Source organism: Bacillus seohaeanensis, assembly GCF_042684945.1.
Taxonomy (GTDB): Bacteria; Bacillota; Bacilli; order Bacillales; family Bacillaceae_B; genus Rossellomorea; species Rossellomorea seohaeanensis.
Map to the genome: position 1 here is coordinate 102,748 of NZ_JBHUMF010000009.1, position 14,232 is coordinate 116,979.

Consider the following 14,232-nt stretch of genomic DNA (forward strand, 5'->3'; position numbering starts at 1 on the left):
ATTATAGAAAAGTCGTATGAAGAACATTGATAGTTTGGAGGGAAATCATAATGCGTGTAAATATTACTTTAGCTTGCACTGAAACTGGTGAGCGTAACTATATTACTACAAAAAATAAACGTAACAATCCAGATCGCCTGGAATTGAAAAAGTATTGCCCTAAATTAAAACGTGTAACTCTACACCGTGAAACTAAGTAAGCAGATGGATTTTATCCACTGCTTTTTTTTGTCCAAATTTTAGCGGTTAGACCCTCAAGGTCATAAGCCGAGCATCCTAAACAGACAGAAAACACCTTTCCGGGATGCTCGGTCTTATACTATGTCTGAGGCTGCCCAAGCCGCTTCGACTTTTCTATATAAGGAGGGGAATAAAGTGAGTAAAAAACAGTTAAGAAATGAGCAACTGAAAAAATTAACTGATATGAATAAGCTGCAGCATGAGCAGAAAAGCTATCAAATTTCTACTTATTTGTTTCAGCATCCTCAGTGGAGGGGGAGTGAAACGGTTGCCATTACTGTTTCAAAGCATCCCGAGATCAATACATGGGACATCATTAAAAAAGGGTGGTTAGAAGGCAAAAAAATGGTGGTACCCAAATGTACGCCAAAAACAAAAGAGCTTATTTTTTATGAGTTAGGTGATTTCGAAGAGCTTGAAAAGGTTTATTATGATTTGTATGAACCCAACCCTTTTATATGTAAGCCTGTACATAAAAAGGAAATAGATCTTGTCATCGTACCGGGACTGGCGTTTAATAGAAGTGGTTTCCGACTCGGTTTTGGAGGAGGCTACTATGATAGATTTTTAATGGATTATGAAGGAGCAACGCTTTCACTAGCTTACAAGGAACAAATTGTTGATAATTTGCCTGCTGAATCGTTTGATATTCCTGTTCAACAAATTATTGTAGAGAATGGTGTTATTAACTGTGAGTAATGAAATTTTTTTCCTCATTATTCTTATCATTTTTGGTGCGTGGGCAGGATGGAAAAAGAGGCTATTAAGTTTATCAGGTGCTATTGCGGCAATTATTACTGGTTTGACTATAAGTTATTCATTTGGGTGGGAAGGACTATTTATTTTAATAGTATTCTTCGTATCATCTAGCGGTTGGTCTACCTTTAAAAAGAGAGAAAAACAATCGATAGAAGAAAGACTTACTAAAAATTCTGTCCGAGACTGGCAGCAAGTGTTAGCAAATGGAGGGGCAGGTATTTTATTTTCTTTCTTTTATATACTAACCAACGATTCCGTTTGGTTTCTTGCTTATGGTGCATCTGTTGCGGCCGTTAATTCGGATACATGGGCTTCAGAAATTGGCCCTCTAAGTCGATTGATGCCTATTTCTATGAAAACTTTTAGACGTGTTTCGAGGGGCACTTCCGGTGCAATATCATTACTTGGAACATTAGCGGCAATAATGGGTGCATTGTTTATCTCTATGTTTTTTCTCTTTGTTTCAGGAAGTGTAAACACTTATTTGGTTTTGTTAATCGCGCTTTCGGGTTTTCTGGGAAATGTTGTAGATACTTTAATAGGAGCTTTTTTTCAACTAGAGTATGAATGTAAACAATGTCATTTAAAAACAGAGGCCCCTAAGCACTGTGGAATACCTGCAAAGAAGATTAAGGGGTACAAAATTGTTAATAATGAATTCGTTAATCTTTCTGCAAGTCTATTTGCAGGTTTCTTTCTTTGGGGAATATATACACTTTTATAATATTGTTGCGACCTTTTAAACTTTCTATGATTGTGTTAAAGTCTGCGATTAATCTAGTAAAAGAAAAATTAAATCTGTAATTGATGGATAAGTATTTTCCTTTTTATCCAAACTAACATCAGGAGGGATGATGCTGATGAACGGATGGATGAAATGGATTATTACAGGAATGCTTCTTTTTTTCACTTACCAAAATCGATACCGCTTAGTAAATTTAGTGTTAGCGAATTTCTTCATTCGTAGATTGGTTGTTCGCTTTGCAATGGGTATACCTAGCTTGCGTTCTCGCTTTATTCAAAGCACGTTTCGTGCATGAGTAACAACAATTGATAAAAGGCATTCACCTTTAATAGTCATGGTGATGCCTTTTCTATTTGTCTAGCTTCAGTGACTCAAGCTTTTGGGCAAGCCGCTTTCGCTTTACTTTGGTAAAATGGTAAATGTATAGTTAAAGTATAAAAGGTTTAAACAATTGGATGAAAAGATTTTTAGTAAAAATAGAAGGTAGAGGGTATAGTGGCTTTTAAAATAGATTATTTATTTTGGAAGATAGCTCATTTTCTTATCGAGAACAAAGGGTATCGAGTTATTAATATTTCTCCAACTCAAAAAGAATTATGGTTTGAGAATTTTTCCATAAAAGAGGCTCCTATTATACGCCTTGTACGGAAAGACCTTGATTGGGGAAATTGGGTAAGGCGTGACATTGAGTTAACATCATTAAATGGGGAAAAGATACGTAAAACATTTAAGAAGAAAACTGTTAACGTACAAAATATATATGTCAGCACGTACCCCCCTGTAGATGAATACGGAGATCTACTACCATCAAATTTTGCTTTTCCAAAAGGAGAAAAAACCACAGTACATTCAATGCTCATTGATGAAAAGGATGGAAGAGATAACTTAAAAGCTACCCGTTTATTTCAAGAAGAAGATTGGATGATACCAGATGAGTTAGATGAAACACATGTAGAATGGATGAAACAACTCGCTTTATCGTCAAACGTTAAAAAGGTAGAAAAGGAAAAGCAGCTATTTCAAAGAGGTAAGCCATTTTTTACTTACTTATTGATTGCTGTTCAAGTAATAATGTTTTTTATCGTTGAATTTAATGGAGGCAGCCAAAATCCAGAAACATTAATCGAGTATGGTGCGAAATATAATCCGCTTATTTTAGAAGGAGAATGGTGGCGATTTTTCACCCCTATTTTTCTGCATATAGGCCTCCTTCATTTATTAATGAATACTTTAGCACTCTTTTATTTAGGAACAGCTGTAGAGAGAATATTCGGTCGTCTTCGATTTGTACTAGTGTATGTTGTGTCTGGTTTCTTTGGCTCACTAGCTAGCTTTGTTTTTACTACAAATCTTTCAGCCGGAGCAAGTGGTGCAATTTTTGGTTGTTTTGGAGCATTGATATATTTTGGTGTTCTTTATCCGAAAGTTTTCTTTAGAACAATGGGAACCAATATTATTGTTGTCATACTCTTAAATTTAGTTTTTGGCTTTTCTATGCCTGGTATTGATAATGCTGGTCATCTTGGTGGTTTACTTGGAGGATTTTTAGCAGCTGGGTTTGTCAGTGTGCCGAAAAGGTTTCATCCTATTCGGCAAACAATAATTTTATTAGTTACAATCGTTGTAGGCTTTTTCTTGTGGCAAGCAGGATTTAATAATGAATCGTCTAAATGGGATGTTTCTACTGCTAATGGCGTTGCACAGATAAAGATTAAGGATGAAAATTGGTCTGAAGCTCGTGAATTATTAAACCAAGTTGTAACGGGAGGAAATGCAAACGCACAGTCCTACTTTTTGCTTTCCTATGCAGAAATTCAACAAGGAGACATTGCTTCTGCAAAAGACCATCTTCAAAAATCACTTGATTTACAATCTAGTTTTCATGAAGCACATTATAATTTAGCATTAATCCTTATAGACGAAGGGAATAAACGAGAAGCACTAACTCATGCAAAAAAAGCTTACGAACTTATGCCAAAAGAAAATAAATATAAAACCCTTTATAATGAATTAAATAACTGAAGTTTAGGGTTCTACCCTTTGTTTTAATAGCGATGTATTACCATCTTTTGTAATAAGTAACACTAATACTTCTTTTTTCGCTTTACTGACCATTATAAGAGGTATTGAACTTCCAAGGGGATCGGCTACCGTGCCATCCTCTTTTTTTATGCCATTAAAATAATTCTTATATAATCCTTCCCATAGATTTCCTAATATTTTTTCCCATTCTTTATTTGTAAAACCATTCAGAGGTTTGTCTTCGTATTTCGGTAGTTCTGTTAGCGGGATCTTTATATATTCATTAGAGTTAATACCTGATGATTTGATACCCTTTTTCCACCAATACGTTATCTGTTGATGAGTCACCTCTTCTAATAGGTTTTTCCATTCCTTCTCCATTGAAGTACTAGGGTTGTGAAAGGAACTTAAGGGGCTAAAGTTAGAATCGATAACATACAATGTATCTTTAGTCATTTTTTGAGCGCTAGTAAAATGGTCTTCAGTTTCATGAATTTCAGAGTAATGAAATGATACCGCTTGAAGAAGACTACTTTCTTTCCCGCTCACCATCATTTCTTTTTTTATTGTATCTGTTTCTTGTTTCCATTCGTTCATCTTTGCTTTTAATTTTCCATTAGAAAACAAGAAGCTAATATCCTGCCTTAGATAAGCAGAGGATTCAAGTTGAGAGGATGCTATCCAGTTAATTTCATACATATTATTTTTCTTTTCTTGCTCTAATGTTAGCGATGTATTAGCAGACATGTATTCAACGTTTTCATTTATTGGAAAAAAGATTATACTTTCTTCTGCGGGTGGTTGATAGACAAACTGGATACAGATAACAACAAGAAAAATGATTAACAAAAAAGGAAAAGACGCCTTTAATTTACTTTTCAACACGCTCACTCCAATAGTTCGTCCATTTTTACAATAGAAAACACTTACTGATTATTGATTATTAGCTAAACTTTTTGACTTAGTCCCTAGAGGCCTTTTTTAGACTGCTTTCCTTCTCTTTATCCAGTTCGAGCGGCTAGCCCCTCGAGGTCTTTTGTTTGTCGGGGCTGCCTAATCCGCTTCCACTTTTCTTGTTTATTGGATTTTATGAATAAACAAGCTTTTTTATGATTAAATGTATTTTTTATTAGGAGCTTGTCTAGGATGGTAAAGATGGAAAAACATGCTATGTATAGAGGGGAGTGAAGGCTGATTTGAGTGAGAATAATAAAAAGCCTGTCTCTACAAAAATTGAGGAAAATACGCATTATTTAAAAGATATTTTAGCTGTTGATAAAAGTTTTGATGTCATTCAATTAGATTTAGAGTATGCTGACCGGAAAATGGCATTGTTTATGGTAGACGGTTTTGTCAAAGATGATATTATGCATTATATAATGAAGCTCTTGTCCCGTTTAGAACCAGAGCAGTTAGAAGGAGACACATTACAAAAGCTATTAAAGACACATATTCCCTATATTGAAATTGATCAAGCAGATGACTTGAATAATGTAGTCGACCTTGTATTATCAGGCCCGACTGCGCTAGTAGTGGATGGCATTGATAAAGTTATTATTATTGACGCAAGAACATATCCTGTTCGGGGACCGCAAGAACCAGATATTGAAAGGGTAGTAAGGGGATCACGTGATGGGTATGTTGAGACAATTGTCTTTAACACTGCTTTAACGAGAAGGAGAATAAGAGATCGATCTCTGCGCATGGAATATATGCAAGTCGGCAGGCGTTCCAAAACAGATATTGTCGTAACCTATTTGGAGGATATTGCTGATCCGGAACTAGTTAATAGGATTAAAGACTCGCTAGCTAAAATAGATACAGATGGATTACCGATGGGGGAAAAAACATTGGAGGAATTTATTGCAGGTCGCCATTGGAATCCTTATCCTTTAGTTCGCTATACAGAAAGACCTGATACAGCAGCTTCTCACTTATATGAAGGACATGTTTGTATTATCGTTGATGGATCGCCAAGTGTTCTAATTACGCCTACTACCTTTTGGCATCATTTGCAGCATGCAGAAGAATATCGTAATAAACCGTCAGTAGGAGCCTATTTACGTTTCGTTCGGTTCATTGCAGTATGGGCTTCTATTTTTCTTTTACCATTATATTATCTATTTGCCATTCAGCCCGACCTTTTGCCTGAGCAAATACAATACATTGGGCCAAATGAGACTGGAGAAGTTCCTCTATTTCTACAGTTTTTGATAATCGAAGTTGGTATCGATATGTTAAGGATGGCTGCTATTCATACACCAACTTCATTGGCAACAGCCTTAGGGTTAGTCGCAGCGTTGATGATAGGTCAGGTTGCCGTTGAGGTAGGGTTATTTGTTAACGAAGTTGTTCTTTATTTAGCGATTGCAGCGATAGGAACATTTTCCACACCAAGCTACGAAATGAGCTTAGCAAATCGCATCTTTAGAATTGGATTATTAGTAGCTACAGCACTATTTGGTGTTTACGGATTTGTAGTCGGAGTATTGTTATGGATTCTCTTGCTTACACGAATGAAATCATTTGATATTCCGTACATGTGGCCGTTTATTCCGTTTAATTTCCGTGCATTCCGGGATGTGTTTTTACGATCCCCAATGCCATTAAAAAATCGTCGGCCGAGATTTCTACATCCGAAAGATCCTGATCGTTAATGGATGGAAGAGTTGACAAATTGTCAGCTCTTTTTTCTATTAAAAAAGAAAAGCGAATAGTGTTTCTACTAGAATTGTGTAAAAAAGATAAGTTGTGAAGAAAACGTTTTTATTTTATACTTTAGTGGTGTAGAGAAGTAGAAAGTGGTGCTAATAGTGAATTCTATTTATGATATTCAACAATTATTAAAAAAATATGGAACAGTCATTTATATAGGTAAACGGTTGTATGATTTGCAATTAATGGAAGACGAATTGAAAGAGCTTTATCAATCGCAATTAGTAGACCCAAAGGAATTTCAAACGGCGTTGCTAATAATAAGGCATGAGATTCAAATAGAAAAGGAAAAACAAATAGATTAAGGGTGATAATAATGTCAGAACAATGGTTAGTTGGAGTTGACTTAGGCGGCACAACGACAAAAATTGCTTTTTTAAATAAATATGGCGAGCTCTTACACAAGTGGGAAATTCCTACGGATAATTCAGAGAATGGAAAAAATATTATTGTGAATATAGCTAAAGCAATAGATAACAAACTGGAAGAATTAGAAATTTCAAAGGAAAAGCTGAAAGGTATTGGAATGGGGGCACCTGGTCCTGTTGATATGGTAAAGGGAGTAATCTATGAAACTGTTAATTTAGGCTGGGGGAAAAATACCCCGTTAAAAGATTTAATGGAAATGGAAACAAATTTACCGACAGTTATTGACAATGATGCAAACTGCGCAGCACTAGGAGAAATGTGGAAAGGTGCCGGAGATGGTGCTAAGGATCTTGTTTGTGCCACCCTAGGTACGGGTGTTGGAGGTGGAGTAATTGCTAATGGAGATATTGTTCAAGGTGCCAAGGGCGCTGCGGGTGAAATTGGGCACATAACAGTAGTTCCAGAAGGTGGATTCTCTTGTAATTGTGGAAAATCGGGCTGTTTAGAAACGGTGGCATCGGCAACCGGAGTTGTTAGACTAGCAACAGAAAAACTAGAAAATGTAAATACACCTTCAAAGTTAAGAGATTTGCAAAAGGAAAATCGTTTTAGTGCAAAGGATATTTTTGATTGTGCAAGAGAGGGAGATCAGGTAGCGGTTGAGGTTGTTGACAAACTTGCATATTTTTTAGGACTTTCCCTTGCCAACCTAGGAAATGCAATTAACCCCGAAAAGATTGTCATTGGCGGCGGAGTTTCAAAGGCTGGTACTATACTGTTAGATCCAGTGGTAAAATATTTTGAACGTTTTGCTTTCCCAACAGTCGCTTCCTCTACTAAAATTAGTATAGCGACTCTTGGAAATGATGCTGGTGTAATAGGAGCAGCTTGGTTAGTTAAAAATAAACTTTAATGTTAAATTTATATATTCTTGATATTGTACAACTTCTTCTGTTAGAAAGGAGTTGTCTTTTTTTTTGTTCAAAAATTGTATACCATAATCGATTTTGTAATAATAGATTTAATATATGGAATTTTAAGACAAGTGGAACTTTTATTTGTTTTATACGTCTAATACATAAAGAGTCGGAATAGTATAAGGTTTATTAGTTTGCATAATGGAAGCTAACTATAGTTTGACGTATTGTAAAAAAAGTATTAAGATATTCAAGGATTAAGATAAAATCCTAATTTTGTGAAATTATTGAAAAATATACCAAATGAATAAGCGTTGCAGTTAATGTAGTAAGGAGGTTGATGATATGAAAGTAAATAAATGGCCAGGAGTTTCGCTAATTGTTATGGCTACGATACTTCTTTGGATTAAAACGTATATTGTCTATAAAACTAGCTTTGATATTGAGATTGATAATACGATACAAGAATTTATCTTACTAATTAACCCACTAAGCTTCTTGTTATTCATCTTTGGCTTAGGCTTATTTATGAAAAAGGATCGATCAAGAACTCGATTTATACTTAGTTCAAGTTTTATCATCTCCTTCATTTTATATGGAAATGTTGTGTTCTATCGTTTTTTTGACGACTTTTTAACATTACCAGTTTTATTTCAAACGAGTAATTTCTCTGATCTAGGAACAAGTGCAGGTGAAATTATTGAATGGAAAGATTTGTTCTACTTTGCAGATGTAATTATTCTAGCATTAATCATTAAATTTAAACCTAATCTATTTGCTCTTAAAAGTTATAGTAAAGCAAATAGAAGAGCTTACTTTCTTGTTGCTATAGCACTCGTGTTTTTTAATCTAGGTTTGGCTGAAACAGAACGTCCGCAATTATTAACACGTACGTTTGATCGTGAAATTCTTGTAAAGAATATTGGTACATATAACTATCATCTTTATGATATCTTTCTTCAGTCTAAGTCATCAGCTCAACGTGCATTAGCGGATGGAAGTGAACTGGCCGATATTGATAACTATGTGCGTGCTACTCATGTACAGCCTAATAAAGAAATGTTTGGGATTGCTAAGGGTAAAAACTTGATTGTAGTATCATTGGAATCATTACAAAGCTTTCCGATAAATAACACCGTTAATGGAGAAGAGGTTACCCCATTTTTGAATGATTTTATTGGTGAGAGTTATTACTTCGAAAACTTTTATCATCAAACACAGCAAGGAAAAACGTCTGATTCAGAGTTTATTTTTGATAACTCTCTTTATCCGTTAAATAGAGGTGCAGTTTTCTTTACTCACGCTGGTAATGAGTATGAATCTATGACAGAAACTCTTGCGGAAAAAGGATATTATACTGCTGCCATGCATGCGAATAATAAAAGCTTCTGGAATCGTGATATTATGTATGATTCGTTAGGGTATGAGCGTTTTTACTCATTGCCTGACTATGAAGTGACAGAAGAGAACTCCGTTAATTGGGGTATGAAAGATATACCTTTCTTTGAACAATCTGTTCGACATATGAAAGAAATGCCTCAGCCTTTTATGACAAAATTAATTACTTTAACAAATCACTATCCTTTCTATTTAGATGAGGAGGATGAACTTATTGAGCCATATACATCTAATGATGGTACAGTAAATCGTTATTTCCAAACGGTTCGTTATATGGATGAAGCGATAAAAGAATTTATTCAGGATCTTAAAGATTCTGGCATCTATGAAGATTCCATTATTGTTATGTATGGTGATCACTATGGAATTTCAGAAAATCATAATAAGGCAATGAGTAAGTATTTAGGTAAAGAAATAACCCCATTTGTTAGTACCCAGCTCCAAAGAGTTCCAATGATTATTCATATACCAGGACAAGTTGGGAAAACACTGTCAACAGTATCTGGTCAAATTGATATTAAACCGACAATAATGCATTTATTAGGTATAGAGACGAAGGAGAATATTCAATTTGGCTCTGATATGTTCTCTGAGCAACATGAGGACTTCATCGTTCTCCGTGACGGTAGTTTTATCACAAAAGATTATGTTTATACTGATAACAAATGCTGGGATAAAGAAACAGAGCAGACAACGGATATGAACTATTGTGAGCCGTATAAAGACAGAGCTGAGAAAGAACTTCAATACTCTGATAAAGTCATCTACGGTGATTTACTTCGATTCTATGAAAAAAACAAATTTCGAGATGAAGAGAGAAAAGAAGAATAGATTGAAAAAGCTTGCGGTGTTCGCAAGCTTTTTCAATCTTATAAGGCATTATATCTTTGTTCTAGATAGCTTAAGAAAAAATGTAGTGTAATAATTGTTTCCTCTTGTAAAAAATGTTGATAGTCCCTACTGTTTTTGTCATGAAAAAAATAAGTTTTCATACATCTAATAAGAGAATTTCTTTTAGGAGGAGTATGTGTTGGATATTAAGGTGAGGAATGGAGATTCCCTATGGAAATATAGTCAATTATTTATGATTCCACTGCAGTTAATTATCGATTCTAACCCCTCTACAAATCCTGCTAGTTTATCTATTGGGGCAACCGTTAAAATTCCCGGTTTTCAAGCTATAAATTATAGTATAAACAGAGGTGATACTCTTTGGGAGCTTGCTAGGGCTAGAAACCTAAATGTTGATGCTCTTTATTTGTTAAATCAAGATAAAAATGTTTTACAGCTTCAAATAGGTGACGTAATACGTATTCCGAGAAGAGTTACTTCTCCTATTGTTCGAGGGCAGCAAGCCTATTCATCTAATCTGTTGAAAAGGGATATTGCGTCATTAGAAAGCATTTATCCGTTTATAAGAGTGAAAAATATTGGTGCAAGTGTGTTAGAGAAACCTATTTATGAAATTAAAATAGGAAATGGGCAGAAAAAAGTTCATGTTGATGCATCTTTTCATGCGAATGAATGGATTACATCCCCAATATTAATGACATTTCTTAATGAATTTGTATTATCATTAACGAATGGAACTGCAATCAGAGGGGTACAAACTTTACCAATTTATTCTGATGTTACGATATCATTTGTGCCAATGGTAAATCCGGATGGTGTTGACTTAGTTATTGAGGGTCCACCTTCTTCTGTTAGACAAAAGGTATTGAGCATAAATAATGGAAGTAGTGATTTTACAGGCTGGAAGGCTAATATAAATGGAGTTGACTTGAATAATCAATACCCAGCAAAGTGGGAATTAGAAAAGGAAAGGAAAGAAGAGAAAGCGCCGGCCCCAAGGGATTTCCCAGGATATAAACCATTGTCTGAGCCAGAAGCGATTGTAATGGCAGAGTTAGCAAGAGAGGAAAATTTTGATCGCTTGCTAGCTCTCCATACTCAAGGACAAGAGTTTTACTGGGGATATGAAGGACTTGAGCCACCAGAATCATCTCTTTTAGCTGAGGATTTTGAACGAGTAAGTGGTTACCGCTCTGTAAGGTATGTCGATAGTTATGCAGGGTACAAGGATTGGTTTATTCAAGAGTTTCAAAACGCTGGTTTTACAGTTGAATTGGGGAAAGGAATAAATCCACTTCCATTATCTCAATTTAATCAAATCTATCAGGATGTTCTTGGAATATTTCTTGTTAGCTTATACAGATGGTAATAAGAGTAAATTTATAACATTCTATTTATGATAAGGTTGTAAAGACTACACCGTAAGAAGGATAGGGGAGATTGACGTAATCGACACGTACTCTGAGAATTCATAAACAGTGGTGACAAGACGCAATGACTGATTCATGATTAGTACATGAATCAGTCGTTTTTTATTGGTTAAAAGCAATATTTGTTTTTTAAGTCTAATAAAAGTGCCTTCGTTTTTACTATTTTGTAATCTTTTTTTAATAAACCTGAAACATTAAGTGATGTTAAACGTACAAATAGTATATAATGTTTTAAAAAACGCTGGAACTAGACAAAATCGAAAAGTGGAAGCGGTTTGCCTAGGGGCGACAAGCATTTCCGAGAAAACAGAAAAGGGTTGAACTTTCCCTCAGTTGTTTTATTGGAAATGACCTCGATCCCCTAGCCGCTAGAACTAGACAAAAGGAGGAGAGTATGTGAAAAAAAATAAACTATTGTTATTTTTTATTTGTGCTTGCTTGTACCTGCTCGTTGGTTGCCAAAATGAGAAACAACATGCTTCTCCTCCTTCCGAGGCGCCAGCAGAAAAAGAAGAGAAACTGGAATTTATTGAGCCTAACTCGGTAGATTCAACTGGTTTTATAGAAAATATAGGCTGGGTAAATACATCTGAAATTATGACTGTTAGAGAGGAGAACGGTAATACTGCTATTTATATTCATAATCTACATAATCAACAAGAAAAACGAATTTATGAGGTAACGGCACCGTACGTACAAGCAGTTTTATCTCCAGATAAAGAAAAAGTGTTCATCCATACCGCTCCATTAACCTATTCAGCTGATATAACCATTATTGACTTAAAAGGAAATGAGTTATTTCAACAGGAGATACCATCTTATGAACTTTATTATTCCTGGAATAGTTTTAATTCTAATTTTCTCGTTATTGCAAGCTTTGCAGAAGATTGGAGTTTTGAAGTGTTTACGGTAGATATAGAGAAGAAACAAATGGATAAGATGGATGTTGCAGAACCCTTTCTTCAATGGAAGGCTGAAAATTCTGTTATTTACCAGAGTTGGAGTACGATGGATATTAGTTTTACCGCGCCATTAATTGCGCAAAATATTTTTAATGGTGAAAAAGAGACAATAGTAGAAGAAAGTATGCATTTTAAACAATTTAGAAGTAATTTGTTATCCATTGAAATTGAAAATGAAAATGACAATTTATTTTCATACAAGTTCATCAATGAAAACGGGAAAATTCAATCTAGTTTTAATCTTCCACTTCTAAGTAGGTATTCCGATTGGTTAGTTCCTTATTATGATATGATAGAGGACGAAGACACATTTCTCACCTTTGTGGCAGGTGCGGGAGGGACAGTTGATAGCTATGACGGAAATTTTTCACTTCGTGCTTGGAATTTAAAGACTGGTGAGGAAGAAATTTTATTGGAAGACTTATTAAATGAGCCGTTACAATGTTCACAGGACGGGGCATATTGTTTATATGGTATGCAATTAGAGAAGGTTATTGATATTACGGAGAAAAAAACTATCACATTGTTAAAGGAAGGGAAGGAATCATAATGGCTATAGTTGATGTAACGGTCATACCTATTGGGACTGAAACACCTAGTGTAAGCTCTTATGTTGCGGAGTTGCAGCATATACTACAGAAATATGAAAGTGAAGGAAGTATAGAATTTCAATTAACTCCAATGAGTACTCTTATTGAAGGAGAATTACCAGTATTGTTTCAAGTAATTCAAGAGATTCACGAGGCTCCGTTTCAACAAGGGATTAAACGTGTTGCAACAAATATAAGAATTGATGATCGTAGGGATAAAAAAAGAAAAATGGAAGATAAAATTCATGCAGTACAACAAAAAATGAATAAATAAAAAAGGAGCCAGATGGCTCCTTTTTTATCATACTGTTGAAAAACAATCTTGGCAATAGACAAAACATGAAAATCTCGATAGAATTCCCTCGTAAATCAAAAGAAGCGAGGGGATTTTTTTATGTATGTTACTTATTCCAGACAAGAGATAGAAGCAAATCGAAGGTTCTATGAAATGATGTATGATGCTTCCCATCATTTAGTGAAGATGGATCCAATCATAGACTGGGATTTTGTGTCGAAGCGGTTAGAAGGTTTCTATCCCCATCGTATTGGTCGACCAACAAAGGACCCGATTGTGTTGGTGAAAATTTTGTTGATTCAGTATTTGGAAGGCTTTCGTTCGGTTCGTTTTACGTGTAAGCAAGTAAAGCAGAACGCAACGTATCGTTGGTTTTTAGGCATTTCTCCTCAAGAGAAAGTTCCCGATCACTCGACAATCTCTAAGTTTCTTTCGCAACGTCTGCAGAATACGACGTTTTGGGAGGGGCTTTTTCATCATTGTCTTTGTTCGATTCACAAAGAAGGATTTATTGCGAACGAAACATGGGTCGCAGATGAAACAGAATTAAAGGCGAATGCCAATAAACGCGTCCGTAAAACAAAGGTAGAAGAGAAAATCATAGAAGAAAAAGACGAAGACTTAACGATCATTAATGAATATCGTGCGCGTCACGGGAAGAAACCTCTTCCAGCAAAAGGTCCAAAAATAGAAGAAAAACGGACAAACATTAGCCCGGTAGACTCTGACGCACGCTTATCAGTCAAACATGATGAACGTGGGCGATTTGCGTACTTTGAGCATCGTATAGTGGATTCGCTTCATAACTTTATCATCGCGACGGATGTCACGGCTGCGAATGTGCCAGGTCATCGCAAATTGATGGGACAAGTAGAGCAATTAAAACAATTATTTGGTCAATATGCGAAGGAAATAGCACTCGACTCCGGCTACTATAA

General features: G+C 35.3%; 14 protein-coding genes. 13 read left to right on the forward strand and 1 reads right to left on the reverse strand.

The annotated features are described in order from the left end of the window. Positions 1-50: 50 nt before the first annotated feature. The 5 genes from rpmG to ACFSUL_RS04440 all read left to right on the forward strand — a co-directional run bounded on the left by rpmG (position 51) and on the right by ACFSUL_RS04440 (position 3,766). Positions 51-200 carry a 50S ribosomal protein L33 gene (rpmG, locus tag ACFSUL_RS04420; protein ID WP_064091498.1) on the forward strand — a complete coding sequence of 50 codons (150 nt, stop codon included), beginning with the start codon at positions 51-53 and terminating at the stop codon, positions 198-200. A gap of 175 nt (positions 201-375) precedes the next feature. After that, positions 376-939, forward strand: a complete 564-nt coding sequence (locus ACFSUL_RS04425) for a 5-formyltetrahydrofolate cyclo-ligase (protein WP_377933061.1) — start codon at positions 376-378, stop codon at positions 937-939. Further along, the gene (locus tag ACFSUL_RS04430) at positions 932-1,723 is read left to right on the forward strand and encodes a DUF92 domain-containing protein (RefSeq protein ID WP_377933063.1); all 792 of its coding nucleotides are present in this window, start codon (positions 932-934) and stop codon (positions 1,721-1,723) included. Before ACFSUL_RS04425 ends, ACFSUL_RS04430 begins: the two co-directional genes overlap by 8 nt. Positions 1,724-1,859: 136 nt before the next feature. After that, the gene (locus ACFSUL_RS04435) at positions 1,860-2,039 is read left to right on the forward strand and encodes a hypothetical protein (protein WP_071411319.1); all 180 of its coding nucleotides are present in this window, start codon (positions 1,860-1,862) and stop codon (positions 2,037-2,039) included. 200 nt (positions 2,040-2,239) lie between these two features. Then, positions 2,240-3,766: a rhomboid family intramembrane serine protease gene (locus ACFSUL_RS04440; RefSeq protein WP_377933066.1), complete on the forward strand. Its 1,527-nt coding sequence runs from the start codon at positions 2,240-2,242 to the stop codon at positions 3,764-3,766. A 3-nt stretch (positions 3,767-3,769) separates the two neighbouring features. Here the strand turns inward: ACFSUL_RS04440 and ACFSUL_RS04445 are convergent, their stop codons facing one another. Further along, a complete protein-coding gene (locus ACFSUL_RS04445; protein ID WP_377933068.1) occupies positions 3,770-4,648 on the reverse strand; it encodes a hypothetical protein in 879 nt (292 codons plus the stop codon). Between the two features lie 314 nt (positions 4,649-4,962). Between ACFSUL_RS04445 and ACFSUL_RS04450 the strand changes: the two genes are divergently transcribed. The 8 genes from ACFSUL_RS04450 to ACFSUL_RS04485 all read left to right on the forward strand — a co-directional run. Beyond that, the gene (locus ACFSUL_RS04450) at positions 4,963-6,423 is read left to right on the forward strand and encodes a spore germination protein (protein ID WP_377933070.1); all 1,461 of its coding nucleotides are present in this window, start codon (positions 4,963-4,965) and stop codon (positions 6,421-6,423) included. A gap of 156 nt (positions 6,424-6,579) precedes the next feature. Continuing rightward, entirely contained in the window at positions 6,580-6,786 is a 207-nt protein-coding gene (locus tag ACFSUL_RS04455) for a YqgQ family protein (RefSeq protein WP_071411323.1), read from the forward strand. A gap of 11 nt (positions 6,787-6,797) precedes the next feature. Beyond that, positions 6,798-7,763 (forward strand): ROK family glucokinase, encoded by a 966-nt coding sequence (locus tag ACFSUL_RS04460; protein WP_377933072.1) that lies wholly within the window; start codon positions 6,798-6,800, stop codon positions 7,761-7,763. Between the two features lie 349 nt (positions 7,764-8,112). Further along, positions 8,113-9,996 carry an LTA synthase family protein gene (locus ACFSUL_RS04465; protein ID WP_377933074.1) on the forward strand — a complete coding sequence of 628 codons (1,884 nt, stop codon included), beginning with the start codon at positions 8,113-8,115 and terminating at the stop codon, positions 9,994-9,996. Positions 9,997-10,195: 199 nt separating this feature from the next. After that, positions 10,196-11,386: a M14 family metallopeptidase gene (locus ACFSUL_RS04470; protein WP_377933076.1), complete on the forward strand. Its 1,191-nt coding sequence runs from the start codon at positions 10,196-10,198 to the stop codon at positions 11,384-11,386. Between the two features lie 457 nt (positions 11,387-11,843). After that, the gene (locus ACFSUL_RS04475) at positions 11,844-12,959 is read left to right on the forward strand and encodes a YqgU-like beta propeller domain-containing protein (RefSeq protein WP_377933078.1); all 1,116 of its coding nucleotides are present in this window, start codon (positions 11,844-11,846) and stop codon (positions 12,957-12,959) included. Next, positions 12,959-13,273 (forward strand): MTH1187 family thiamine-binding protein, encoded by a 315-nt coding sequence (locus tag ACFSUL_RS04480; RefSeq protein WP_377933080.1) that lies wholly within the window; start codon positions 12,959-12,961, stop codon positions 13,271-13,273. Before ACFSUL_RS04475 ends, ACFSUL_RS04480 begins: the two co-directional genes overlap by 1 nt. Before the next feature lie 120 nt (positions 13,274-13,393). Further along, on the forward strand, positions 13,394-14,232 hold an 839-nt coding region (locus ACFSUL_RS04485), incomplete at its 3' end, for a transposase (RefSeq protein WP_377933082.1).